Source organism: Corynebacterium suedekumii, assembly GCF_030252185.1.
Taxonomy (GTDB): domain Bacteria; phylum Actinomycetota; class Actinomycetes; order Mycobacteriales; family Mycobacteriaceae; genus Corynebacterium; species Corynebacterium suedekumii.
Genome location: NZ_CP126970.1, coordinates 1,548,367 through 1,568,743, shown reverse-complemented (window position 1 = coordinate 1,568,743; position 20,377 = coordinate 1,548,367). Strand labels below are relative to the sequence as shown.

The 20,377-nt window shown below is 68.2% G+C and carries 26 protein-coding genes; 11 read left to right on the top strand and 15 right to left on the bottom strand.

The window, feature by feature from the left end; all coding sequences use genetic code 11:
* Positions 1-5 precede the first annotated feature (5 nt).
* Entirely contained in the window at positions 6-1,280 is a 1,275-nt protein-coding gene (gene glp / locus QP029_RS07865) for a molybdotransferase-like divisome protein Glp (RefSeq protein ID WP_284873798.1), read from the bottom strand.
* Positions 1,281-1,320: 40 nt separating this feature from the next.
* The gene (locus QP029_RS07860; protein WP_284873797.1) at positions 1,321-2,289 is read right to left on the bottom strand and encodes a UTP--glucose-1-phosphate uridylyltransferase; all 969 of its coding nucleotides are present in this window, start codon (positions 2,287-2,289) and stop codon (positions 1,321-1,323) included.
* Positions 2,290-2,313: 24 nt separating this feature from the next.
* Between QP029_RS07860 and QP029_RS07855 the strand changes: the two genes are divergently transcribed.
* The 3 genes from QP029_RS07855 to mscL are packed head-to-tail and all read left to right on the top strand — an operon-like array spanning position 2,314 to position 4,114.
* Positions 2,314-2,967, top strand: a complete 654-nt coding sequence (locus QP029_RS07855) for a 5-formyltetrahydrofolate cyclo-ligase (RefSeq protein ID WP_284873796.1) — start codon at positions 2,314-2,316, stop codon at positions 2,965-2,967.
* Positions 2,968-3,016: 49 nt separating this feature from the next.
* Entirely contained in the window at positions 3,017-3,655 is a 639-nt protein-coding gene (locus QP029_RS07850; RefSeq protein ID WP_284873795.1) for an SAF domain-containing protein, read from the top strand.
* Between the two features lie 54 nt (positions 3,656-3,709).
* The gene (gene mscL / locus QP029_RS07845; RefSeq protein WP_284873794.1) at positions 3,710-4,114 is read left to right on the top strand and encodes a large conductance mechanosensitive channel protein MscL; all 405 of its coding nucleotides are present in this window, start codon (positions 3,710-3,712) and stop codon (positions 4,112-4,114) included.
* Positions 4,115-4,317: 203 nt separating this feature from the next.
* Here mscL and QP029_RS07840 read toward each other — a convergent pair whose 3' ends face one another.
* The 7 genes from QP029_RS07840 to QP029_RS07810 form a co-directional block, all read right to left on the bottom strand.
* Positions 4,318-4,908, bottom strand: a complete 591-nt coding sequence (locus tag QP029_RS07840) for a MogA/MoaB family molybdenum cofactor biosynthesis protein (protein WP_284873793.1) — start codon at positions 4,906-4,908, stop codon at positions 4,318-4,320.
* Between the two features lie 37 nt (positions 4,909-4,945).
* Positions 4,946-6,184, bottom strand: coding sequence for a S1C family serine protease (locus tag QP029_RS07835; RefSeq protein ID WP_284873792.1), 1,239 nt, complete (start codon positions 6,182-6,184; stop codon positions 4,946-4,948).
* 52 nt (positions 6,185-6,236) lie between these two features.
* Positions 6,237-7,703 (bottom strand): HAMP domain-containing sensor histidine kinase, encoded by a 1,467-nt coding sequence (locus tag QP029_RS07830; RefSeq protein WP_284876191.1) that lies wholly within the window; start codon positions 7,701-7,703, stop codon positions 6,237-6,239.
* The gene (locus QP029_RS07825; RefSeq protein WP_284873791.1) at positions 7,703-8,398 is read right to left on the bottom strand and encodes a response regulator transcription factor; all 696 of its coding nucleotides are present in this window, start codon (positions 8,396-8,398) and stop codon (positions 7,703-7,705) included. Before QP029_RS07825 ends, QP029_RS07830 begins: the two co-directional genes overlap by 1 nt.
* A gap of 103 nt (positions 8,399-8,501) precedes the next feature.
* Positions 8,502-8,675: a 50S ribosomal protein L32 gene (gene rpmF / locus QP029_RS07820; protein WP_284873790.1), complete on the bottom strand. Its 174-nt coding sequence runs from the start codon at positions 8,673-8,675 to the stop codon at positions 8,502-8,504.
* Positions 8,676-8,690: 15 nt separating this feature from the next.
* Positions 8,691-8,957: a type B 50S ribosomal protein L31 gene (locus QP029_RS07815; RefSeq protein WP_284873789.1), complete on the bottom strand. Its 267-nt coding sequence runs from the start codon at positions 8,955-8,957 to the stop codon at positions 8,691-8,693.
* Positions 8,958-9,095: 138 nt separating this feature from the next.
* On the bottom strand, positions 9,096-9,866 hold the full coding sequence (locus QP029_RS07810) for a CPBP family intramembrane glutamic endopeptidase (RefSeq protein ID WP_284873788.1): 771 nt from the start codon (positions 9,864-9,866) through the stop codon (positions 9,096-9,098).
* Between the two features lie 205 nt (positions 9,867-10,071).
* Between QP029_RS07810 and QP029_RS07805 the strand changes: the two genes are divergently transcribed.
* The 8 genes from QP029_RS07805 to QP029_RS07770 all read left to right on the top strand — a co-directional run bounded on the left by QP029_RS07805 (position 10,072) and on the right by QP029_RS07770 (position 14,743).
* Positions 10,072-11,229 (top strand): sensor histidine kinase, encoded by a 1,158-nt coding sequence (locus QP029_RS07805; RefSeq protein WP_284873787.1) that lies wholly within the window; start codon positions 10,072-10,074, stop codon positions 11,227-11,229.
* A complete protein-coding gene (locus QP029_RS07800) occupies positions 11,226-11,849 on the top strand; it encodes a response regulator (protein ID WP_284873786.1) in 624 nt (207 codons plus the stop codon). Before QP029_RS07805 ends, QP029_RS07800 begins: the two co-directional genes overlap by 4 nt.
* Before the next feature lie 182 nt (positions 11,850-12,031).
* Complete coding sequence (rpmB, locus tag QP029_RS07795) at positions 12,032-12,268, top strand: 50S ribosomal protein L28 (protein ID WP_284873785.1); 237 nt, start codon at positions 12,032-12,034, stop codon at positions 12,266-12,268.
* Positions 12,269-12,433, top strand: coding sequence for a 50S ribosomal protein L33 (rpmG, locus tag QP029_RS07790; protein WP_123048541.1), 165 nt, complete (start codon positions 12,269-12,271; stop codon positions 12,431-12,433).
* A 3-nt stretch (positions 12,434-12,436) separates the two neighbouring features.
* Positions 12,437-12,742: a 30S ribosomal protein S14 gene (gene rpsN / locus QP029_RS07785; protein WP_284873784.1), complete on the top strand. Its 306-nt coding sequence runs from the start codon at positions 12,437-12,439 to the stop codon at positions 12,740-12,742.
* Between the two features lie 15 nt (positions 12,743-12,757).
* Positions 12,758-13,009, top strand: a complete 252-nt coding sequence (gene rpsR, locus QP029_RS07780; protein ID WP_047252593.1) for a 30S ribosomal protein S18 — start codon at positions 12,758-12,760, stop codon at positions 13,007-13,009.
* A 167-nt stretch (positions 13,010-13,176) separates the two neighbouring features.
* Positions 13,177-13,977, top strand: coding sequence for a putative nucleotidyltransferase substrate binding domain-containing protein (locus tag QP029_RS07775; RefSeq protein WP_284873783.1), 801 nt, complete (start codon positions 13,177-13,179; stop codon positions 13,975-13,977).
* An 88-nt stretch (positions 13,978-14,065) separates the two neighbouring features.
* Positions 14,066-14,743, top strand: coding sequence for a TetR/AcrR family transcriptional regulator (locus QP029_RS07770; protein ID WP_284873782.1), 678 nt, complete (start codon positions 14,066-14,068; stop codon positions 14,741-14,743).
* On the opposite strand, the gene QP029_RS07765 is transcribed toward QP029_RS07770, so the two are convergent.
* The 6 genes from QP029_RS07765 to QP029_RS07740 all read right to left on the bottom strand — a co-directional run bounded on the left by QP029_RS07765 (position 14,740) and on the right by QP029_RS07740 (position 20,279).
* Positions 14,740-15,480: a hypothetical protein gene (locus QP029_RS07765; RefSeq protein ID WP_284873781.1), complete on the bottom strand. Its 741-nt coding sequence runs from the start codon at positions 15,478-15,480 to the stop codon at positions 14,740-14,742. The genes QP029_RS07770 and QP029_RS07765 overlap by 4 nt on opposite strands.
* Before the next feature lie 33 nt (positions 15,481-15,513).
* On the bottom strand, positions 15,514-16,986 hold the full coding sequence (locus QP029_RS07760) for a serine/threonine-protein kinase (RefSeq protein ID WP_284873780.1): 1,473 nt from the start codon (positions 16,984-16,986) through the stop codon (positions 15,514-15,516).
* A 3-nt stretch (positions 16,987-16,989) separates the two neighbouring features.
* Complete coding sequence (locus QP029_RS07755; protein WP_284873779.1) at positions 16,990-17,922, bottom strand: hypothetical protein; 933 nt, start codon at positions 17,920-17,922, stop codon at positions 16,990-16,992.
* A 118-nt stretch (positions 17,923-18,040) separates the two neighbouring features.
* Entirely contained in the window at positions 18,041-18,706 is a 666-nt protein-coding gene (locus QP029_RS07750; protein ID WP_284873778.1) for a DNA-binding response regulator, read from the bottom strand.
* Positions 18,707-18,747: 41 nt separating this feature from the next.
* Positions 18,748-19,572 (bottom strand): serine hydrolase, encoded by an 825-nt coding sequence (locus tag QP029_RS07745; RefSeq protein ID WP_284873777.1) that lies wholly within the window; start codon positions 19,570-19,572, stop codon positions 18,748-18,750.
* On the bottom strand, positions 19,569-20,279 hold the full coding sequence (locus QP029_RS07740) for a hypothetical protein (protein ID WP_284873776.1): 711 nt from the start codon (positions 20,277-20,279) through the stop codon (positions 19,569-19,571). The genes QP029_RS07745 and QP029_RS07740 overlap by 4 nt, the downstream gene beginning before the upstream one ends.
* Between the last annotated feature and the right edge of the window lie 98 nt (positions 20,280-20,377).

The window sequence follows — 20,377 nt, the reverse complement described above, 5'->3', positions numbered from 1 at the left end:
CCGCATCAGGTGGTCTGGGCGAGGAACATGACCTCGACGACATCGCCCGGGCGGATCTCGGTGACGTCCTCGGGCAGACGGATCATGGCGTTGGCCTCGGCGAGGCCGGCGAGCAGGTGGGCGGGCGCTCCGGCGGCGCCGCCGAGGCCCTCGACCAGGTAGTCCTGGGTGTCGGCGTCGCGCATGAGGCGGGCGCGGATGAAACCACGGCGCCCCTCGCGGGAGGCGACGTGGTTGAGGGCGCGGGCCCGGACGACGCGGCGGTTGGAGTTGTGCTTGCCCAGCGACAGCCGGATGAGCGGCCGGATGAACACCTCGAAGGTGACCAGGGCGGAGACCGGGTTGGAGGGCAGCAGGAAGACAGGGATGCGCTCCTCGCCCAGCAGTCCGAAGCCCTGGACGGAGCCGGGGTGCATGGCCACCCGGGAGGTGTCGATGTCTCCGAGTTCGGCGAGGACCTCGCGGAAGGCCTCGGAGCCGGAGCCGCCGACGGCGCCGGAGATGACCAGGACCTCGCTGCGGATGATCTGGGACTCGATGATCTCCTTGAGGCGGCGGGGTTCGCCGGCGGCGATGCCCACGCGGTAGACATCCGCGCCAGCCTCGCGGCCGGCGGCGGCCAGGGCGTAGGAGTTGACGTCGTAGATCTGGCCGAGGCCGGGATCGCGGTCGATGTCGACGAGTTCCCGGCCGACGGAGATGACGGACATCCGGGGCCGCGGGTAGACGAGGACCTTGGAGCGGCCGACGGCGGCGAGCAGGCCGATCTGGGCGGGTCCGAGGACGGAACCGGAGGTCACGGCCACATCGCCCGGCTGGATGTCGTCGCCGGCGCGGCGGACGAAGTCGCCGGAGCGGACCACCCGGTGGGCGGTGACGCGGCGGCGGCCGCGGTCGGTCCACTCGAGGGGGAGGACGGCGTCGGCAAGCGTGGGCAGCGGCGCTCCGGTGTGGACGCGCACGGCCTGCTTGGGCTGCAGGCGCAGGGGCTGCTGGGACCCCGCGGCGACCTCGCCGACGACCGGGAGGGATCGCTCGACCGGTTCGACAGGGGCGTCCGGGTCAGGTTCGGGGGCGCCGAGGCCCCGCTCGCCGCCGACGTCGACGGCACGGACGGCGTAGCCGTCGATCGCGGCCTGCGGGAAGCCGGGCAGCGAGCGGGTGGCCTGGACCTCCTCGGCGCACATGAGGCCGAGGGCGTCGGCGATGGCGATGCGCACCGGCTCCGGGGTGACGGCGGCGTCGGTGACCAGGGCGAGCTGCTGCTCGACAGAACGCATGACCTGCTCCCTTCAGTCCTGCAGAGATCCCGGCGGGGTCCTACGAGGTGGTCCGGACGGCCTCGCCGGCGTCGTGCTCGGCGGCATCGTGCTCGGCGAGGATCTCGGTGATCGCCTTACGCAGCGCCGGGCCGTACGTCGGGTGGCTCAGTCCGAAGTCGACGCACGCCGGGATGTAACCGGCCGGGTTGCCCAGGTCGTGGCGCTTGCCCTCGTGGACGACGATGTGGACCGGGTGGCCCTCGGTGATCATCAGCTCAATCGCGTCGGTGAGCTGTATTTCGCCGCCCTTGCCCGGGGTGATGCGCTTGAGGGCGTCGAAGATGGCGCGGTCAAGCAGGTAGCGGCCGGTGGCCACCAGGGTGGAGGGGGCGTCGTCGACGTCCGGCTTCTCCACCATGCCGACGACGCGCTTGACGCGGGCGGCGGGCAGGTCACTGTCTGCGGCGATCTCCTCTACGTCGAAGACGCCGTAGTTTGAGACCTCCTCCGGGGAGACGTTGACGGCACACAGCACGGAACCGCCGAGCTCGGCGCGGACCCGGGCCATCTTCTCCAGCACGCCGAAAGGCATGACCAGATCATCCGGGAGCATGACGGCGACGACATCCTCGTCGTCATCGAGGACGCTCTCCGCCAGGCCCACGGCGTGCCCCAGGCCGAGCGGCTTCGCCTGCTCGACAGCGACCGGCTGGATGAGCTGGTTGGCGCGCTGCACCTTGGCCACCTGCTCGTCCTTGCCGCGCTCGCTGAGGGTCTCCACCAGGTTGGGGAACTGCCCGAAGTGGCGCATGACCTCCTGCTTGTTCGGCGCGACGATGACGGCCATGCGGGACGCGCCCAGGGCGGCGGCCTCCTCGGCGATGAGTTCGATGCCGGGGGTGTCCACGACCGGCAGCAGCTCCTTGGGAACCGTCTTCGTCGCCGGAAGGAACCGGGTTCCCATGCCTGCAGCGGGAACAATGACGGTCTTCACACCATGCGGGTGCTCGTGAGATGACAAGCTCATAGCGTCACACCCTACCCCGAGACCATGCCCGGATGTGCCCACCCCGCCGCATCGGTTTCGGTGCATGATGGAGGTCATGGACCCAGCAGAGATCAGGGAACGGAAGGTGGCGCTGCGCGCGCAGATGATCCAGGTGCGCCGGGGCATGAGCCCGGAGGACATCTCGCGGGAGGATTCCGCGATCATCGCGCACGCCGCCGCCCTGCTGCGCTCACTGTCCCCGGTGGAGACCTCGGTGGCCGCCTACTCCCCCTCCCGGGTGAGCCCGGCGGCACCCTGCTTCTCGACGCCCTGCACGGCGAGGCCTCCTCCCTCCTCCTGCCTGTCTCCCTTCCGGGCGGCCATCTCGACTGGGCCCGGTACCAGGGGCGCCTCAATCTCAACCCCGGCGCCCTCGGCATCGCCGAGCCCACCGGCGACCGCCTCGGCCCCGACGCCATCGCCTCGTGCCGACTCATCCTCGTCCCCGCCCTCGGGGTAAGCCCGGACGGCATCCGGCTGGGCAAGGGTGGCGGCTACTACGACCGGGCCCTGGCCCACCTGGCCGCCGGCGAGAACCCCCCACGCACCGCGGTTCTCCTCTATAACGGGGAGATCCGTGACGACATCCCCGCCGAGGGCCATGACATGCCCGTCGACCTGGCCATCACCCCGGCGGGGGTCCGCCACTTCCGCTGAACCTGAATCCGCCGGGAACCGTCGGCGCCCCTGCGGAGTCCAATGGGGTATGAGCCCTTCTCCCCTACCCTCTCTGCGCCGCACGCTGACCACCCCGGGGTGGCGGCGCTCCCTCCTGCTCCGCCGGGTGGCCGCCGCCCTCCTCGTCCTTCTCGCCCTCGCCCTGACCGTCCGGGAGGCCACCGGCCAGGATCCCTCCGCGGTCGTCTTCGCCCGCGACGTCCCCGCGGGCGCGGCGGTGACGGCCGACGATGTCTCCTCCGTCCGGGTTCCGCCGCATCTTCTTCCCGCCGACGCACTCACGGATCCGGGCGAGGTGGAGGGCCGGGTGGTCACCGCCGCTGCCCAGTCGGGCGAGATCGCAACAAAGCACAGATTCATCGAAATCGGCCCGGCCGGTACCGACGTGAGTGGAATCACACACCTGGTGCCGGTGCGACTCGCCGAACCCGAGGTGATCCCCCTGCTGCACCACGGCGACACCGTCGACGTGGTCACCCACGCCCCCGACTCCGGCCTTCCGGAGACCATCGCCGCAGGTGGAAAGGTCATTTTAGCTTCCGCTCAGGACACCCCCGGAACCCTCCTGGTCGCCCTCCCAGCCGATGACGCCCGGGCGGTCGCGGCGGCCTCACTGGGGTCACCCCTGGCGGTCGTCATCACCGGGGACCGTGCTTCCGGAGGGTGATTGGTCTACAGTCTTTTTGTCAATACGTCCTCCCAGATTCAAAGGAGATCCAACATGCTGCAGGGCTTCAAGGACTTCATCATGCGCGGCAACGTCATCGACCTGGCTGTCGCCGTGGTCATCGGTGGCGCCTTCACCGCGATCGTCACCGCGTTCTCGGACAACCTCATCAACCCGCTCATCGCCTCCATCGGTGGCGCTGAGGTCAACGGCCTCGGCTTCAACATCATCTCCGGCAACGACGCCACCTTCCTCGACTTCGGTGCCGTCATCACCGCCGCCATCAACTTCCTGCTCATCGCAGCAGTGGTCTACTTCGTCATCGTCGCCCCGATGAACAAGCTGAAGGAGATCCAGGAGGCCCGCCGCGGCATCAACCAGGATGAGGAGGACGTCGCCCCGACCGACGTCGAACTGCTCACCGAGATCCGCGACCTGCTCTCCCGCGAGGTCCGCTAGTCACTCACCCGTGGTGGGGAGGGCGCTGCTCGCGCCAGAACTCCTCACCCGTGAGTGCATCCTCGGCCTCCGGGTCGAGAAGAACTTCCCGCTGGTCGTCAGCGGGTTTTTCGATTCCGAAGCCGTGATCGGCCCGATCCACACTGCGGTCGATGTCAGGGGCATCGGAAGGCCGGTGCACCCTACGCCGCTCGCGCCGGCTGCTACTCAACGGTGTGCTTCTGCAGCTGGTCGATGAGGTGGTGCACCAGCGGCGTCAGGGTCGCCATACCGTCACGCACCGCCGCCCGAGAGGGAGCGAGGTTGACCACCACGGTCGATCCGGACACCCCCACAATGCCCCGCGACGTGCCCGCGTCCACCGCACCACAGGCCAGGCCCGAGGCCCGGATGGCCTGCCCGACACCCGGCACCATCACGTCGATGACCGCCCGCGTGGCCTCCGGGGTCTTGTCCCGCGGGCCGACACCCGTGCCACCGACGGTGAGCACGAGGTCAACTCCCCCGACCACCGCGGTCTCGATGGCCTGCCGGATCTGGGACTTCTTCGAGCGGACCGAGATGCAGCCGTCGACGGAGAAGTCGGCCTCCACGAGCAGCTCTGTCACCAGCCGGTCCGTGTCCTCCCCCGACCCGAGCGTGTGGTCGGAGACCAGCACCACCAGGGCGCGGCGCCGCGGCGGGAGACGGTCCTCCTTCTCCACGGCGAGCAGCAGCTCCTCGTCGGGCTCTGCCACGTCGAGCAGGGCAGATGTGCGGGGAATCTCCGGGACCGAATTCATGGTGTTGTTCATCGTGCGTCCTGACATGCGGGGGATATATGGCGAAAAACTACTCTGTGGTCAGAGTAACCTCTACCTCTCGGGTCTGTCCCGTATCCGGCTGAGTTACTTCCAGGGTGACGGTCTGGCCGAATTCCTGGGAACGGATGTCGGCCACGAGGGCGTCGGAGGTGTCGATGATCCGGTCCTCCACGCGGGTGACCACATCACCTTCTGCGAGACCGGCTTCCTCGGCCGGGCTGCCCGGCTCCACGGAGGCGATGAGCGCCCCGTCGACGTCACCCCGAGCAGCGACCTGCACACCGAGCATCGGGTAAGTCGCCTCACCGGTGGCGATGAGCTGGTCGGCGACGCGCTTGGCGAAGTTGGAGGGGATGGCGAATCCCAGGCCGATCGATCCGGCCTCCCCGCCCGAGCTCAGCGAGGCGATGACCGAGTTCATGCCGATGAGATGACCGTTCATGTCCACGAGCGGGCCGCCGGAGTTGCCGGGGTTGATGGCCGCGTCGGTCTGGATCGCGTCGATGAGGGAGGACTCCCCGCCACCGTCGGAGGCACGCACCGGGCGATTGAGGGAGGAGACGATGCCGGAGGTCACCGTGGAGCTCAGTCCCAGCGGGGAGCCTATGGCCACGACCTCCTGGCCGACGTTGATCCCCGAGGAGTCACCGAAGGTGATCACCGGAAGGTCCGAGATGTCCCGGATCTTGATCACCGCGATGTCGGTCGCCGGGTCGGAGGCGACGAACTCCGCCTCATGGGTGGCACCGTTGTTGAGCGTGACCTGCATCAGCCCACCGTTTTCTGCACCGGCGACGACATGGTGGTTGGTGAGGACGTAGCCGTCGGAGGAGATGATCGAACCTGACCCGCTGCTCGCGCCGGCGCGGGTGGCCAACTGGATGGACACCACGGTGGGAAGCACGTCCGCGGCGACCCGCTCCACCCCGCCTTCCGGGGCGTCCGGCGAGGGCTGGCTGGGCTCGCGCAGTGAGTTGACGGTCTCGGACTCCCCGCCCGCGTTCGTGTTCGCCAGGGTCAGTCCGACGATGCTGCCGGATGCCACCGAACCGACGAGCATGAGGGCCAACGCGGTCCCCAGACCGACCCGGCGCTTCTCCTTCGTCGGAGCCGGCGCCATCACGGGTGGCTCCGTGGCCGCCGAGGACGGGGTCCCCGTGTCCGGGTTCGGGGTGGCGGGCGGTGAATTGTCCCAGGACCGGTACGGGGAGTTCACCGGCTGGTAACCGCCGGAATTCGGGGTGTTCGGGGTGGTCTGGTCGTTCATGCGTTCCACCTTCCTCTCCCCCACTGGACCATCCCTGGGGCAAATCTGTACGTTACCTGGGTTCGCGGACGTCGTCCGCCACCGGTCGTCCGGGAAGCTCCACTCGCATGTCGGTGCCGCCGTCGTCGGACTCCTCGATCCGGATGCTGCCGCCGTGGCGTTCAATGATCTGCTTGACGATCGCCAACCCGAGGCCGGAACCCGGCATTGCCCGGGCCTCCGGCGAACGGTAGAAGCGCTCGAACACGCGCTCCCGGTCGTCCTCGTTGATACCGGGGCCGGAGTCCGCGACGGAGAGCTCGATCCGGTCGTCGGCGATCTGGGTCATGCGGACCCGCACCGTGGAGTCGGGCGGCGACCATTTTGCCGCGTTGTCCAGCAGGTTGAGTGTGGCACGGCCGATGGCGAAGGCGTCACCGTCGAGCACCCAGGGCAGGGTGTCGGTCTGGAAGTCGACGTCGAGCCGGCGGCGCCGGACGCGTTCGATGGACGAGGCGATGGTCTCTTCCAGGAGCACCGGTTCGTTGATCCGTTCCGGTGCATCCTCCCGGGCGAGGTCCACCAGATCACCGATGAGGGTGGACAGCTCCGACATCTGGGCGAGCACGTCCCGTTCCATGTCCCGCAGGTCGGCGTCCGACATGGTGTTGACCACCCCGGGCCGGTTGACCATCATGATGAGCTCGATGTTGGTCCGCATGGAGGTCAGCGGGGTCTTGAGCTCGTGGCCGGCGTCGGCGACGAGCTGGGCCTGCTGCGTGCGAGACTGCTGGAGGGTCTCGAGCATGGCGTTGAAGGAGCGGGTCAACTGGGCGAGTTCGTCGGTTCCGGCGACCGCGATGGGCCGGAGGTCGTCCGTGCGGGTGACGTAGTCCACGGCGCGTTGCAGGCGCGACAGCGGGCTGAGGCCGGCGGTGGCGACGACCATGCCGGCGGCGATGGCCAGGAGGATGCCCATGGCGGCGATGAACAGCAGGATGCCGCCGAGGGTGGAGATGAGCTGGCGCGTCGAGCTCATGTCGTGGGCGAGGACGACGGTGGTGCCGAAGCCGTTGTTCACGGCGATGATGCGCTCCCCGCCGACGGTGTTGAAGGTGGAGAAGTACTCCCCCGGCACCGGGTTGAAGTCGGTGCCCAGCCGGATGTTGTCTCCGCGGCTCGAGGTCCAGCCCGGTGGTGACACCGCGAGACGGGAGCCCGGGTTGTAGGACTTGAATCGTTCGATCTCGGTGCCGATGTGCACGAGCTGGAGCGGTTCACTGGCCCGGTCGATGAGCAGGCTCGACTTCTGGGACAGTTCCACGTCGACGGATGCCGTGAGGGTGGAGGACACCGTCCAGTACGTCACCAGGGTGACGGCGCCGACGGCGACGGCGACGACCGTGGCGGTGAGGATCGCCAGGCGCCAGCGCAGCGGCGTGTGCGTGACGATCCCCCCGTTGGGCCCCACGGCCGTGGAGGCCGGGGTCAGGTCATCGTGGGACAGAGGTTCCTGTGCGACGGCGGCGCGCCGCAACATCACGGAGCTGTCTCCCGCAGGACGTAACCGACGCCCCGGACGGTGTGGATGAGGCGGGACTCATCGTTGGCCTCGGTCTTGCGGCGCAGGTAACCGATGTAGACCTCGAGCGCGTTGCCGGAGGTCGGGAAGTCGTAGCCCCACACCTCCTCGAGGATGGTGGCCCGGGAGAGCACCCGTCGCGGGTTCTGCATGAGCAGCTTGAGCAGCGAGAACTCGGTGCGGGTGAGGCTGAAGGAGCGGTCGCCGCGGCTGACGTCGCGGGTCTCCGGGTCGAGGTGGAGGTCCTCGAAGACGAGTTCCTCCTGATCGTCCTGGCTGGTCGAGTTCTCCACGGCGGCGCGGCGGAGGAGGGAGCGGACGCGGGCGAGCAGCTCCTCGAGGGCGAAGGGCTTGGGCAGGTAGTCATCGGCGCCGGCATCGAGGCCGGCGACCCGGTCGGCGACGGCGTCGCGGGCGGTGAGGATGAGTATCGGCCGGTCGTATCCGGTGCTGCGCAGGTTGCGGCAGACCTCCAGGCCGTCCATCCGGGGCATCATAACGTCGAGGATGATGAGGTCGGGCTGTTCCCGCGAGATCATCTCCAGTGCTTCGACCCCGTCCTCCGCGAGGGTGACATCGTAGCTGTTGAATGCGAGTGACCTCCGCAGGGATTCGCGTACGGCCTGTTCGTCGTCGACAACGAGTATTCTCATGTATTCCATTATGGACTACTGGTGAATCAAAAACACCGGCCGTACCCGCATATTTATGCAGGTACAGCCGGGTTTCTGAGAATTCTGGGCCTGTGCTCAGAAACTAGAACTGCTCGACCTCAACGAGACCGAGCTGAGCGGCCTTGACCAGACGGCGCGGAATGCGCACGGTCTGACCGTCGATCTTGACCTCCTGGAGGGCGACATTGTCGGCCTTCCACTGGGAGCGACGCATGCGCGTGTTGGCGCGGGACTTCTTGAACTTCGGAACTGCCATGGTTGATTACCCTCCTTACGCCTTCTTCTTGCGGCGGGCCATGCCACCGAAACGCTTCTCGAACTTCTCGACGCGACCAGCGGTGTCCATGACACGCTGTGCACCGGTCCAGAACGGGTGGGACTCGCTGGTGACGTCAACGACGATCAGCGGGTACTCGTTGCCGTCCTCCCAGGTGACCTTGCGGTCGCTGGTGACGGTGGAACGGGTCAGGAACTGGAAGCCGGTACCGGCGTCCTGGAAGACCACCGGGTGGTAGTCGGGGTGAATATCGCTCTTCATAGATTCTCGATTCCCTCAGGATGGAACATCAGGTCGGTTCCCGGCATTCGCGTGCGGTCCGGGATCGTGCCTGAGTTGGGTTGGAGATTGACAACTCGGACCATGGTACACCCCGGAACCCGAAATCAGAAATCTCCGCTACCTGCGGCGACGCGCGTTCCACCAGGCCAGAATGATCACGCCGAGCAGGATCTGCGCCAGCCCGATGACCGTCCATGCCACCGGTCCGAGCGCGATCGGATACACGACCGACCCGACGGCCAGACCGATGTGGACGCCGCCGTGGGCGCCGGCCGCCCACCACACGTTGCCGGTCCACAGCATCAGGGCGCCGCCGAGGATGGACATGCCGAGCGGGATCATGAGGTAGATGAGGAAGTCGAGCGTCGACTGCTGCCCACCGGAGGAGGTGAGGTGGATGGCCGTGAACGCCACGGTGGTCCACGCCAGCGTCAGCCACGGGCGGGTCCGGGTGACGTGGAAGAACCAGCCGCGGAAGATGAGTTCCTCGGGCAGTCCCTGCAGGAGCAGGGCGCGGACGACCAGGTAGAGCAGGACCCAGCCGATGCCCACCTGGGTCAGATCGGTACCGCCGACGGCGACGGTCTCCGCCGGAGCATCACTCAGCGGCGGTGCCACGAAGGCGAGGACGAGCCAGGCGGCCGCCATGGCGACGGACACGATCGCCAGACCGCCGAGCAGGCCCACGCCAGCGCCACGGGGGTTGAGCAGGCCGGTCACGCGTATCGACGCCCGCTCCACCACCCGCATCCACACCGCGACGCCGGCGATGATGAGGGCCGGGGTGAGCAGGAAGATGACGGAGCTCGCGTTGACGAGGGCGGTGTCGTCGCCGGCGAAGCGATTCTCCGCCCAGGAGTGCAACGGGATCCGGGCGAAGTTCGCCACGAGCATGAGGGCGGTGCCGACGATCGCGCGGATGAGCAGGCACCACCAGGTGACGGGGAGTCGCGGGGACAGATCGGGAAGAGATGACGTGTCATGTCGCTCACGCTATGGACCTGCCCGACGTTCCAGAACCCCCTGGAGTCACGATTCGGCAGGCCAAGAATCATGACCCGGGTCATGGGTCGACGCCGGTAGCGTGAGGGACATGACCGAGTACAGCCCCGGCGTCGACCGGGACACCCCGGCAATGGATCACCGGTTGCTCACCTTCTTCTTCGGGGCGGCGGTACTCCTCTATCTCAGTGTCGTCCTCGCGTACGGCCGCCCCGCCGTCCTCCAGGCCCTCGGTGGCGGCATCGCCGTCCTGCTCGTCGTGGCGTGGATCGCCTGGTCCCGCCGGCCGTCGACGGTCACCGCCGCCGGTTTCGCGGTGGTGGCGTTCGCGGCCTTCCTCATCGCGGACTCCCCCGTGTCCATCGCGACGCAGTGGATGGCACTCATCGTCCTCACCCTCGGGACCACCCGGGGGGTCGCGCTGATCTACGGCGCCGTCACCCTGGCCGTCACCGCCGCGACACACGTCGCCGCCGGCAGTGGACTGGGCCGCATCCTCGGCGAATCCCTGGCCACCGTGCTCATCGTCCTCGCCGGCCTGTCCTTCGCCTCCCTGCTGCTGCGCGCCCGCACGCTGGATGAATCACGACGCCGGGCGCTCACGGAACTCGCTGAGGCGAACAGCCGCCTGCAGGCCAGCCTGCGGGACTCGCGGGACCTGGCGCTGGCCCAGGAGCGGGAACGGGTCGCCGCGGCCCTGCACGACGGGCTCGGTCACCAGCTCACCACCATCGGCCTGAGCCTGGACTTCTCCCGGCGGATGATCGACCGGGACCCGGCCCGCGCCGCCGAGGAGATCACCCGGGCCCGGGAGGCGACGTCCACGGCGCTGGACACCATGCGCGCCACCGTCCGGGCGATGCGCCCCACCGAGCTCGCGGAGGGCGGAATCCACGAGACGCTCGCCTCCCTCGCGGATTCCTTCCGGGGCACGGGGCTGACCGTCACCTTCCGTTCCGCCGCCGGCCCGGAACCGGACGAAGCGACCACCCTGCTCATCCTCCGCACAGTCCAGGAGGCCCTGACCAACGCCGTCCGCCACAGTGGTGCCGACCGGGTCGGCATCGACCTGTCCCCCACCTCACTCACGGTCGCGGACAACGGCCGGGGCAATGACGCCGCGCCGAGCTTCGGCCTCACCTCGTTGTCGGACCGGGCCCACGCCGCGGGTGGGAACCTCAGCCTGGACCCGCACGGCGGGCCCGACGGCGGCTTCCTGCTCACCCTCACCCTCCCGGAGCGCACATGATCCCCCAGATCACCGCCATCCTCATCGACGACCACCCCATGCTGCTGCGCGGGCTGTCCCTGTTGTTCGAGACGATCGACGGCATCGACATCGTCGCCACCTCCACCGACGGGGCCCGTGCCCTCGAGCTCGCGCGGGAGCATGACGCGGACATCGTCATCACCGACGCCGCGATGCCGGGGGTCGACGGGCTCGGGGTGGTGACCATGTGCGCTCCGCATCTGCCCACCCTCGTGCTCACCACCTTCGACGACGCGCAGCTCGTCTCCTCCCTCGTGGCCGCCGGCGCATCGGGCTACCTGCTCAAGGACGTGCCCCCGGATGATCTGGCCCAGGCGATCCGGGCGGCCGCCGACGGTGGGCTGGTACTCGATCCCCGCATCGCGCGGCACGCGCAGGCGGGGTCGACACCGCCGGACGGCGAGCTGGCGCTGCTGACGCGGACGGAACGGGACGTCGCAAAGCTGGTGGCGCAGGGACGCAACAACGCCGAGATCGCCGCCGAGATGGTGCTGGCGGAGGGGACGGTGAAAAACCACGTCTCGGCGCTGCTGCGGAAGCTGCACGCCCGGGACCGGACGGCGCTGGCGCTGCGGCTGGCGAAGGCCTTCGGGCTGTGAACACGGGATTAGGATTTCGGCCCGGATTTCTGTAGGGTTGTCCCTTGCTGTTGTCGAAGTATACGTCTACGCCCCGTCAGCCGACTCGAGACGGCGCCCCGACCTGTTCCCCACGGGAACGTGAGGTTGGTGCGGCGCGGTCCCGGTAGTTGCGACGTGGGCGGCTAGGAGAAAGAAAGTCCATGTCGGCTATTTGCCAGGTCACGGGACGCAAGCCGCAGTTCGGCAAGTCCGTCTCGCACTCGCACCGCCGCACCTCGCGCCGTTGGAACCCCAACGTGCAGCGTCGTCGGTTTTTCCTGCCCTCTGAGGGCCGTACCATCACCCTGAACGTTTCCACCAAGGGACTCAAGATCATCGATCGCGACGGCATCGAGTCCGTCGTGACCAAGATCCGTGCACGTGGGGAGAAGATCTAAGTGGCTCGTAATGACATTCGCCCGATCATCAAGCTGAAGTCTACGGCTGGCACCGGTTACACCTATGTCACCCGCAAGAACAAGCGCAACAACCCCGACCGTATCTCCCTGATGAAGTTTGATCCGGTCGCCCGCAAGCACGTCGAATTCCGCGAGGAGCGATAATCTATGGCTAAGAAGTCCAAGATCGCCAAGAACGAGCAGCGCAAGGAGATTGTCGCCCGTTACGCGGAGCGTCGCGCCGAGCTCAAGGCCATTATCAACAACCCGAACACCTCTGACGAGGATCGTCTGGATGCGCAGTTCGAGCTGAACCGTCAGCCGCGCGACGCCTCCCCGGTCCGCGTCCGCAACCGCGACGCCCACGACGGTCGCCCCCGTGGCTTCCTCCGTAAGTTCGGCCTGTCCCGTGTCCGTATGCGCGAGATGGCTCACCGTGGTGAGCTCCCGGGCGTCCGTAAGTCCAGCTGGTAAGAGAGGGTGGCACACATGAAGCAGCGCACCAACCACAAGAAGGCGCGGATCGAGCAGTCCCGCCGCCCCAAGAAGAACCCCCTCAAGGCTGAGGGCATTGAGAAGGTGGACTACAAGGACGTCAAGACCCTTCGTCTGTTCATCTCCGACCGCCACAAGATCCGTTCCCGCCGCGTCACCGGCCTGACCCCGCAGCAGCAGCGTCAGGTCGCCACCGCCGTGAAGAACGCACGCGAAATGGCACTCCTGCCGTTCACCAGCCGCTAAATCGGCTCAACGGGTAGCAACAGCGCAACTTTTGCCGCTGCCCCTCACACGGTGACACGGTAAAAGTTCCAGAAACCCGCTCCCCGGATTCCTCCGGGCGGGGCGGGTTCCTGTATTTTCAGAAGTGTTTTCCCGCCTCTTTTCCGCCCGTGCCAGAGGAGTTCTCCGTGCTGCACCAGTCCCTGACGGAGCTTGCCCAGCAGGCCTCGCAGTCCACCTCCCCCGCTGTGGCGCGCGGTGTGCTCGCGGAGGCCCAGGACCTGCTCCGCAACGCCCTCGACCACCGGGCCCCCGAGAACGAGCTGACCACCTGGTTCTCCTCGGTGGTGGCGGACACCCTCACCAGTCCGGCCGGCCGTGCGCTCGACCCCACGCTCGTGCCCACCGGCGCCGTGGCCCGTGGTGACGCCACCCCGGCCACGGCCGTGCAGTGGCTCAGCGACGACGGATCGGAGGTCGCCGACCTGGTCATTTCCGTGGGTCTCGACGTCGGTGAGATCCACCCGGTGGCGTCTGCCCCCGACGCCCTGCGTATCGACGCCGCCCTGGACACCCCCGACGCCCCGTCACCGTCCCTGCTCGCCGACGCCCTCACCCACCGCCCACCGGCCCTCCAGCTGCACCAGGGCCTGCCGGATCGGGCGACCCCGGTGGACATCACCGCCCACCTGCTCACCCCCGCGGTCGACGTCGCCCGCTGGGCTGATCCCCGGCAGGCCCGGACCCTCGACCGCCTCACCGGAGGGGTGACCAACGGCTCGCTCACCGAGAACGAGGCCTTCGCACTGACCCAGGCGTGGGAGACCGGCATCGCCCTGCAGCTGCGCCGCTGGCGCGACGGGGTGCCCGGCCACGAGATCCTCGTCGAGGACCTGCCCGCCCTCGACCGCAGCGCCTACGGTGCCGCCGCCCGCCTCGTCGGCGGAGCCCTGCGCTCGCTGGCCGCGCGCCACGGACTCTCCCTGTAACCGCACCGCTCGGTCCTCCCGTTCCGCTCACGGGTTATACTTTTTCGACCAGCCACCTTTTGGTCAACAGAAAGGAGTTGAGGTATCCATGGCCGGACATGTGGGCCGTCCCCGCAAGAAGAGCCCCAAGCGGCGCGGTTCAACCGCCCGGGAGGAGATCCTCGACGCATCCGCCGAGCTGTTCACCACCAAGGGTTTCGCCACCACCTCGACGCACCAGATCGCCGATGCCGTGGGGATCCGCCAGGCGTCCCTGTACTACCACTTCCCGTCGAAGACGGAGATCTTCCTGACGCTGCTCAACTCCACCATCGAGCCGTCCACCACCCTGGCCGCCGCACTCGGCGAATCCGACGCCTCCCCCACCCTGCGCCTGTGGTCACTCGTCGCCGCCGAATCCCGGCTCCTGCTGTCCACCCGGTGGAACGTCGGACGCCTCTACCAGCTGCCCGTCGCCGCCTCCGAGGAGTTCGCCGAGTACCACTCCCAGCGCGCCGAGCTGCGGGACATCTTCCGTTCTCTGGCCGCCGACATCGTCGGCACGGATGATCCCCGCATCGACCTGCCGTTCCACATCGCCCTCTCGGCGATCGAGATGCGCCCCAACAACGGTGAATCCCCCGCTCCGCTGTCCGAGGAGGAACTGCCGGAGGTCTCGGTCATGCTCGCCGACGCCGCCCTGGACATCCTCCACGCCGAGCTTCCCGACGACCGCGTGGCCCGCACCCTCGAACTGATCCGCCTGGCCGGTGAAACTGAGGATTAGTCGATGATCCAGGCTTCGGGCAGGTTCTCCGAGGCCACGAGGATGTCGTCCTGGTAGACGAGCACGCGGTCGCCGGACAGTAGGATGTTCGACGGTGACGCGGGGATGACGAAATAGCCGTTCGCCGGGTCGGACTGACTCATGTCCACCGGCATGGCCAGGGTCCCGCCGAACACGTCGGAGCGGTAGGTCAGCTGGCCACCCTCCCCACAGACGGTGACCCAGGCGTTGTCGCCCTTACCCGCGTAGATGAGGCCCTCCGCGGCGTGGCACCGGGTCGCGGAGTTGTCACTCCACCCCTTGAGCGTCAATCCCGCCGACTGCGCGGCCGCCGGCAGACCGGAGGACTGCTGCTGAGGTCGTGGCTGGGACTGTGCCCGGGTGGCGGTGGCGGCCGGGGCTGGTGCGGCCTCCGGGGCATCCTCCCCGGCGTCGTCAGCGACGGGGCCGGCCGTCTCCACGACGGTGGACTCCACCACGATGGTGCCTGGGCTCGACGTAGCCACTCCGTTGCCCCCGAGGTTACCGTTGAGGAAGAGGTACGCCACCACGCCCGCGATCGCGACCGCCAGCACGGCGATGAGGGCGACGAGGATGCCCGCAGCGCCGCGACGTCGCGGCGGCGGGGCGGCAGCGGTCCCCCACTGCTGGGTCTGGGGTGGCTGGTCCCACCCCTGCTCGCGGGTCTGCGGGGCAGGCTGTTCGTTCCAGGGGTTGGTGTCCCATGAGTTGCTCATCGTGTCGTTCCTTTGTCAGTTCACTTGTGTCCGTCAGCAGACGGGTAGCTGAAATCGCAGTTGTTCGGCCTCGGGCCCGTCCACCGTCAGCGCGAATCGTGCGGGGTTGAGCTGCGGGACAACGAGGTAACCGCCGTCGCGTTCGACGCTGTGGACCTCACAGGTGCCGTTGCTCCACACCACCCGCTGACCGTCGGTCTCGAAGGCGTCCCGGTTGTCACGATTGCCGAAGTCGATGGCACGTACCCGAGTGTCTCCGCTGTGACAGTCGATGACCGCGGACATTCCTTCCTCCCCCTCACCCGGTGCGCAGGACAGGCCGTTCCAGCCACTGAGTTCCTGGAACCGGGGCAGCAGGTCGGGGAAGGCCTGCACAACGGGGCGTTCCGCCTCCTCCCAGGCCGGGTGATTGGCGGCGAACCAGATGCCCGCGCCGAGGATGCCGGAGAGCAGGACCGCGATGGAGGCAAGCCCGGTCATCGCCCACGGCCCCAGTCCGGCCTTCTGCGCGGGCGGGGCGACCGCCAGCACCGGCACCGCGGTAGTGGCGCTGCCTTCCTCCCGGGACGGTGGGCGTGGCGGGTTCGAGATGGACGGCCGGTTCCCGGTCTTCACCAGTTCCTGGATGAAGGCGGTAGCCGTGGGGTAGCGGTAGGCGGGCACCGGATTGAGAGCCTTGCGGAACACCTTCTCCACACCCGCCGCGTCACCGAGGTCCCGCGGGTTCAGTCCGAGCTCCGCGAAGCTGGGGAAGGGCCGCTGGTGCTGACCCCACTGGTCCCGGCTCATCGTGTCCTGCAGGGAGTGCAGGGAGAGCATCTCGAAGGCGATGAGGGTGAGGGCATAGTTGTCGGTGGCCGCGGTGGGTTGGTTGTGCACGACTCCCTCACTGCCGGCGACGCCACCCGGGAACAGCTCAGGTGCGTAGTACTTCTCGGTGCCGATCATCATCGACAGGGACGTGATGCGGGTGTCCTCCGCCGAGAGGCTAATGCCGAAGTCAGTGAGCAGACTCTTCGCCTCCATCGCCGCACCCGAGGGGATGAGGATGTTGCCCGGCTTGATGTCGCGGTGGATGATCGGCGGGTCCATCTGCAGGTGCAGGAAGTCCAGGGCCGCGGCGACGGGGCGGAGGATGTCCACCGTCTCCTGGACCGTGAACCGCAGGTTCCATTCCCGGCGCTGCCGCAGCAGCGAGCCGAGGTCCTGGCCCGGGATGTAGTCCATGACGAAGTAGGCGTCACCGGTGTCGGTGAAATCGGCGAAGTGGATCTTGACCACCGCCGAGTGGCTGATCCGGCCGAGGGTGACCATCTCCGATTCGAAGCGACGACGTCCCGACTCCTCATCCAGCAGTTCCGTGGACAACTGCTTGACCGCCACGTTGCGGCGGAGTTTCGGGTCCCAGGCGCGGAACACCACCCCCATGCCGCCGCGGCCGATCTCGACGATGTCGGTGTAACCGTGCCGGGCGGTGAGGGTGTCGCGGAAGTCGGAGGAGTTCACGATCTACAGCAGGCTGTCCGTGTCGAGGTCAATGTTGTCCGCCGAGTCGGCCTTGGTCAGGTCCATCATTCGCCAGTCATCTCCGGCCTTGGCCATGAACACCACGCCGACATTGACACCTGCGGCATCCAGCACGGTGACCATGACGAGATCCTCGAGTCCCTCAGCGGCGGCGGCCTCGGAGAAGCGCTCCTGTGTCACCCGGTACATCGGTGCGAACCAGTCGCGGACCATGTTGACGGAATAGCCGACCTCGGGGTCGGTGGCCTGGAAGTATGCGTCGGTACCGGCGAAGTTGCCACCTTCGTTGAGACTCAGGGTCGAGGTCAGGCCGGAGCGGGTCTCAGCAGCGCTGTTCTCCCCCAGCCAGGTGCGTGCCTCGTCGGCGGTGCGCAGGTCGAGGAACTCCTGGACCTTCTTCTCGGCATCGCCGACATTGTCCACCCCGGTGGATCCGCCGCCGTTGCCGAAGACGACGAACGCGGCAGAGGCGAGCAGCGCGCCGACGACGAGGGAGGCGACGGCGGTGAGGATGAGTGCTGTGCGGGAGGAGTGCTTGTATTCGGAGGAGACCTTGTGGGCCTGTTCGGTGGCGCGTTCGCGGGGGGCGTCGAAGGAGGACGGGCGGCCGGAGCCGGCATCGGGTCCCAGCGCTGTCCCCGGGCCCGGCGCCGGTGCCCCGACCGGCTGAAGCGCGGCCAGCTCCCGGATCGCGGAGATGGTTACGGGTGGGGCGTCGGGGTCGTTGATGCGGGTGTCATAGAGCCGGCGCTTCTCCGGATCGCCGAGGATGGTGGAGGCCAGGCGCAGTTCCTCCTCACCGCCGGGGTTGTCGGTACGCCCGTCGTCAAGGCGCTGCTGAAGATCTGTGACGATGTCTGCGGAGCTGCCCGTCCGCTCGAGACCGAGGGAGGAGTAGAGATCGTAGTGGCCCACTGTCTTGCCTTTCGCTGAGGTTTAGCTGTCAATTTTCATAGTGGCAGACCGGGCGGAAATGTCCACTCCTCCGGACGTTTTCTGGGGAGTACTCCCCACGCTCGTCACCCCTGTGAGGTCAGCGTCGGCGCTGGGCCGCGGCGTAGTGGGCGAGGAACAGGCGGTAGGGTTTGTACACACCTGCGCCGTCCTGGGCCAGGCGGGCGCAGAGCCGTTCGATCTTCTGGTGGGTCTTCTTCTCCGACCAGCCGAGAGTCTCCGCCACCTCCTTGACCGTGGGAATGTCCGACTCAGAGGCGCCGGCGAACTTCAGCAGCGGCTCTGCGAGGACGTCCATGAGCTGGCGCTGCTCGAGCGTCGGCGTGTGGCGTTCGTAGGTGGCCTCGGTCCCCTCGTCGGGCTGGACCGGCTGGGGCCGCTGCAGACCACTGGTGGGGATGTCGATGTGCAGCTCGTAGGTGCGTTCCGGGGTGCTGAAGGCCACCGCGCTGGGCCCGGCCGGCAGCGGGATGATCGACCCCGGCCCCACGCTCGCCCGACTGCGGGTACGCACACTGCGCGACTCGACGTCGAGGGTGATGTGGGAGCCCCGGTTGCCCAGGAACCAGCCCTGCCCGCTGTACCAGACCTGAAAGAGAATGCGGTGCAGGTAGCGGTCGTCGGTGCCCACGGGGAAGCTGCCGGAACGCCCGACGGTGGCCTGCATCGTGGGGTCGAGGATGACGTAGTTGCCCAGTAGATCGTCGATACGCAGCGGGGGCGCCGGCAGGTCAGGCGAAGTCACAGGGAGTCTCCTGGTCGATGTATGAAGGTCTGCTCATTATCTCACCGGTCGCACGCCGTGGCAGGCATTCCCGCCAGCCGCTCCCCCAGGTCGGAGGCCAGCTGGGTCGCCATCGCCTGTGCTCCGAGGTAGCTTGCCGACGCCGGCTTCACCCACAGCGCCACCCCCACCTCACCGTGGTCCGTGGGGATGAGACCGAACTGCCGGACGGTGTAGCCACCGTCCGGATCCGGCCCCCAGCCGCCCTTGAATCGGGCGCCCGGGAACTGGCCGAGCCCGTATCGCTGGTCGGGGTCGACCCACGCCATGTCCGTCAGGACGGCGTCGGCGCCCGCGACACAACCGAGGCCGGCGGCGAAGACGGCCTGGTCGCTGACCGTCCACGGGGTCTGGCCGAAACTGCTGAACCCAGGTCGGGTGACGGTCTCGGTGACGTCGATGACCACCCCGGTCTCGGCGACGACGCTCTCCGTGGCGTCGGCCGCCGCCTCCGGTGGCCCCAGGCTGGCCCACAGGGTCTCGGCGGCGGCATTGTCCGAGGAGCGGATGGCCGCACCCGCCACCGGGGCGAGGGCGGGGTCGGCGCGCAGGGCCGCCACGGCGATCGGTACCTTGATCGTCGACCAGGCGACGTGCCCGCCGGCATCCCCCGCCACGAGCGTGTCCGCACCGTCGGAGACGGCCACCCCGGCGGTGCCGCCGTGGGTGGCCACGGCGGCGTCGATAAGCGGCTGCAGGTCAGTGACCACCGGGGGCTCCGGCTGCGCGGTGGAGGTGACGACCTCGGTGACCGGCGCCGGTTCCGACGGACTGCTGACGCACCCCACCACAAGCAGCGGGGCCAGGAACGGGATCGCGCGTCTCACCAGAGGTACACGACTGCGTTGTTACCACCGGTGCACGTGACGAAGGAACCGTTGTCGTCGCAGGTCATCCGGTACGTCTGTCCGGTCACCGGACTGTAGGCGGAGATGACCAGATCCTCCTCGCCGTTCATGGCGCGAGCGCGGCGGTACTCCTGCGCGACGGAGTTGGCGAAGGCCTCACTGGTCACCTCAGTCCCCCGGTAGACGTTCTCGAAGTCACCCGCGGGAGCCGAGCCGGCGCCGGTGACGGGCCGGGCGGCACCCGGCAACTGGGGTGAGGCCTCCCGGGGATCGGCCGGTTCCGCGGCGGCGGGCGCATCCTCCTCCGGAGCGACGACGTAGGTGCTGGTCACCGTCTGCGGGGCTGACTGGCTCGTCACCGAGCTGAACCAGCCCGCATTCCAGCCGTACGCAAAGACGCCCGCGGCCAGGAGAAGTAGCAGCGCCAGCGGAATGAGCAGCAGAGGGGCACGGGACGGCTTCGACTGTGCATAGGCAGGCTGGTACGTGGGCTGGTACGGCGGCTGCTGACCCCACGCGGGTGCCTGATGCTGGGACTGGTGCTGCGTGGGGAACTGCCGGGTCCCCCATTCGTCCTGCCCTGTACCGGACGCGGTGGGGCGAGCAGCCCAGTCGCCGCTCGCCCAGGTGCCATCGCCGCCGCCCCAGGTGTCATCGGGAGGACCGGGGCGATCGTTGTTGGTCATGGTGATCACTTTCCTTGTAGGGCGGGAACCGATTCCTGCCAGCTTCTACTTAATTAACTCACAGAAGGTGTCTAGGCACGATTGTTTTCACCCCAATG

Coding starts and splice junctions, on each gene's coding strand:
- glp (WP_284873798.1), bottom strand. CDS start 1,280: ATGCGTTCTGTCGAGCAGCAGCTCGCCCTGGTCACCGACGCCGCCGTC.
- QP029_RS07860 (WP_284873797.1), bottom strand. CDS start 2,289: ATGAGCTTGTCATCTCACGAGCACCCGCATGGTGTGAAGACCGTCATT.
- QP029_RS07855 (WP_284873796.1), top strand. CDS start 2,314: ATGCCCGGATGTGCCCACCCCGCCGCATCGGTTTCGGTGCATGATGGA.
- QP029_RS07850 (WP_284873795.1), top strand. CDS start 3,017: ATGAGCCCTTCTCCCCTACCCTCTCTGCGCCGCACGCTGACCACCCCG.
- mscL (WP_284873794.1), top strand. CDS start 3,710: ATGCTGCAGGGCTTCAAGGACTTCATCATGCGCGGCAACGTCATCGAC.
- QP029_RS07840 (WP_284873793.1), bottom strand. CDS start 4,908: ATGAACAACACCATGAATTCGGTCCCGGAGATTCCCCGCACATCTGCC.
- QP029_RS07835 (WP_284873792.1), bottom strand. CDS start 6,184: ATGAACGACCAGACCACCCCGAACACCCCGAATTCCGGCGGTTACCAG.
- QP029_RS07830 (WP_284876191.1), bottom strand. CDS start 7,703: ATGTTGCGGCGCGCCGCCGTCGCACAGGAACCTCTGTCCCACGATGAC.
- QP029_RS07825 (WP_284873791.1), bottom strand. CDS start 8,398: ATGAGAATACTCGTTGTCGACGACGAACAGGCCGTACGCGAATCCCTG.
- rpmF (WP_284873790.1), bottom strand. CDS start 8,675: ATGGCAGTTCCGAAGTTCAAGAAGTCCCGCGCCAACACGCGCATGCGT.
- QP029_RS07815 (WP_284873789.1), bottom strand. CDS start 8,957: ATGAAGAGCGATATTCACCCCGACTACCACCCGGTGGTCTTCCAGGAC.
- QP029_RS07805 (WP_284873787.1), top strand. CDS start 10,072: ATGACCGAGTACAGCCCCGGCGTCGACCGGGACACCCCGGCAATGGAT.
- QP029_RS07800 (WP_284873786.1), top strand. CDS start 11,226: ATGATCCCCCAGATCACCGCCATCCTCATCGACGACCACCCCATGCTG.
- rpmB (WP_284873785.1), top strand. CDS start 12,032: ATGTCGGCTATTTGCCAGGTCACGGGACGCAAGCCGCAGTTCGGCAAG.
- rpsN (WP_284873784.1), top strand. CDS start 12,437: ATGGCTAAGAAGTCCAAGATCGCCAAGAACGAGCAGCGCAAGGAGATT.
- rpsR (WP_047252593.1), top strand. CDS start 12,758: ATGAAGCAGCGCACCAACCACAAGAAGGCGCGGATCGAGCAGTCCCGC.
- QP029_RS07770 (WP_284873782.1), top strand. CDS start 14,066: ATGGCCGGACATGTGGGCCGTCCCCGCAAGAAGAGCCCCAAGCGGCGC.
- QP029_RS07765 (WP_284873781.1), bottom strand. CDS start 15,480: ATGAGCAACTCATGGGACACCAACCCCTGGAACGAACAGCCTGCCCCG.
- QP029_RS07740 (WP_284873776.1), bottom strand. CDS start 20,279: ATGACCAACAACGATCGCCCCGGTCCTCCCGATGACACCTGGGGCGGC.